Genomic DNA, 2,483 nt, shown 5'->3' with positions numbered 1-2,483 from the left:
AATAACATTGATACCGTTACACCTGAGAGTATGATGTGATTTGCTAGCTTTTTCATAATTAATCCTTTTGGTATATTGCTTTAGTTTAAATTCACTACTATGCTTTTTGCATCTTTACTTACACTTAGAGTGTATTTAGCCTTTTGAACTTTTGCTTTGATGTTTTTATGTAAGCTTTGATTGTTTTTAGTAATAGTTTCTAATAAGCTTTGTAAATCTTTTTGATTTAGATGTTTATTGTTTGCATCTACAAAGCCTTTTTCACTTTGCATTAAAATAATGCTTTTATTTTTTACATTATTGCTTGTATATACATTAATAGAACTATCTTTAGAAAGATTAATAGCTTCTTTAGCACTTAAATAAGTTTTAGTATCATCTTTTAAGATAAAGCTATAATGATCAAAGTTATTAATAGTATTTGCTTTGATACTTGTATTTAATACTAAATGATTATTAGTACCACTTTTATGCATTAGAGCTTTTGATACAAAGCTATCATCTTCTTTAGTTTGTAAAAAGCTACCTGCTAATACTTCTATATTAGTATTATTAAAAATATTAGTATTACCACTTAGATATAAGGTATTATTATAGCTTTTATCATTTTCACTATATACACCAGAAGCACTTATAAATATAGCTTTGTTGTTTTTATACTCATCTATATTTAAATTATTTATATGAGTATAATTATCATGAGTATTCTTAGCTATACCTGCACTAATTACTATTTCCCCTTCTCTTTTATCAGAAGCTGTACCTAGGGCTAAATTATCAAAGATAAAAGTATTATTAGCACTTTCAGTTTTAGCATTAATAACATAAACATTAGAGCTAGCTGCACTTGAATAATCTTTAATGTTTAAAGTATTATTATTAGCATTTTCATTGGCTCTTAAAATGATTTTAGAACCTTTATCTATATTAGAAGCATTGGATAAAGATTGTACAAGATTATATTTTATAGTGTTTTTTTCTAAATTATCAGCTTCTATAATAGTAGTGAGGTTTCTACCTGATTTTACATTATCTAAAACTATACTATTAGCATTAGCACTACTTGCATAATAATCTTTATTATCCAAACTAACCTTACTTACTCCATATAAGTATAAAGGTATAGCTATGTTTGAGTTTTTAATAACAATGCTATTATTATTTGCTTTAGAACTTAGAGTTTGTGCTGCTGTGATTTGAATTTTATCTTGATGGTTTTCAACAGTAAGTCCTTGGGTTAAATCCCCATTGATATTAATACTATTATTATTAGCTCCTTTAGTAGCTACCCCACCATAAAGATTAAACTCATTTTTACCTGTAAAATTAGAATTAATCTCAAATGGCTTTTTTAGATTAATATTAATATTATTATCATTAGCTATACCATTATTAGTCATACCTGCATAAAAGTCTAAAAGAGCTTTTACTTCTACATTAGTATTTAATGCTAATAAGGTTTGTAAGTCTTTTATATCTATAGTGTTTTTATAAGCATTACCTTGTATGATTTTACCCCCATAGATTTCTCCTACTAAGATGGCATTATAAGCTAATGGGGTATTTTTAGTATCTACTCTTAAATCTAGTTTTAAATCATTGATTAATACACTATTATTACTTACTTCATAGCTTTGATTATTATTAACATCTACAAAAGCTCCTCCTAAGTGAGTAGCAGCTGATGTTGAATAAGCTCCACTTGGACCATGTACTAATAAAGAAGCTCCATCTATAATAACCTTATTATTTTTAGCATTGCCATTATAAGTAATAGCTCCTGTTACATGAGTCATTCTCTCATCAAAGATATTATCTCCTAGCATGCTTTGTCTATAAGGGGTAGTATGAAAGTCTATCTTTACTCCCTTGTTTAATACAACTGTATTATTATTAGCATTAGCATCTACACCAAAAGCACCTAAGATATAAGGAGCACCATTTAAAGGTAAGGTATAGGTGTTTTCAACACCCATATTTACATAGGCATCTTTTAAGAAGTTTAAAGTATTATTGCTTACTTCACCTTTTCTAGCTATGGCTGGAGTGATTAGAAAATTATATTTATTATCTAAACCCGTAGCTTTAGGATTAATTACTTCTTTATCAGTAGGTTTTAAATAATATACTGAAGATAATTCTCCTGCTTTTAATACTAAGGTATTATTATTAGCTTTTGCATTAAAGGTATAAGCAGAAACTAAAAAAGGTATATAGCTGATTTGATTTAGGGTAGTATTAGCTGAGTTGGAACTATGAAAGCCATTAACTACAAAAATATCTTCTTTAATACTTGGAGTGAGTATGTCTTGTTTAAAATATAAATCATTCATTTTAGAATGAGTTTTATCTTTAGGATTATCATAGATTAAAGTGATATTTGAAAGGTTTTTATTAGTAGCCATTTGGCCATAGAAGTTTTTACCACTTAAGAGTTTATAGGTATCAAGATTATAATCATATACATCATTATTATTAAATTT

The 2,483-nt window shown here is 26.9% G+C and carries 1 protein-coding gene; it reads right to left on the bottom strand.

Going from position 1 to position 2,483, the window contains the following annotated elements; all coding sequences use genetic code 11:
• Positions 1 to 80: 80 nt before the first annotated feature.
• The coding region (locus tag L8X36_RS08005) for a hypothetical protein (RefSeq protein WP_263683319.1) at positions 81 to 2,483 on the bottom strand (2,403 nt) is incomplete at its 5' end.

This window comes from Campylobacter sp. CNRCH_2014_0184h, assembly GCF_025772985.1.
Lineage (GTDB): Bacteria > Campylobacterota > Campylobacteria > Campylobacterales > Campylobacteraceae > Campylobacter_D.
This window is presented reverse-complemented; position numbering and strand designations above follow the sequence as displayed.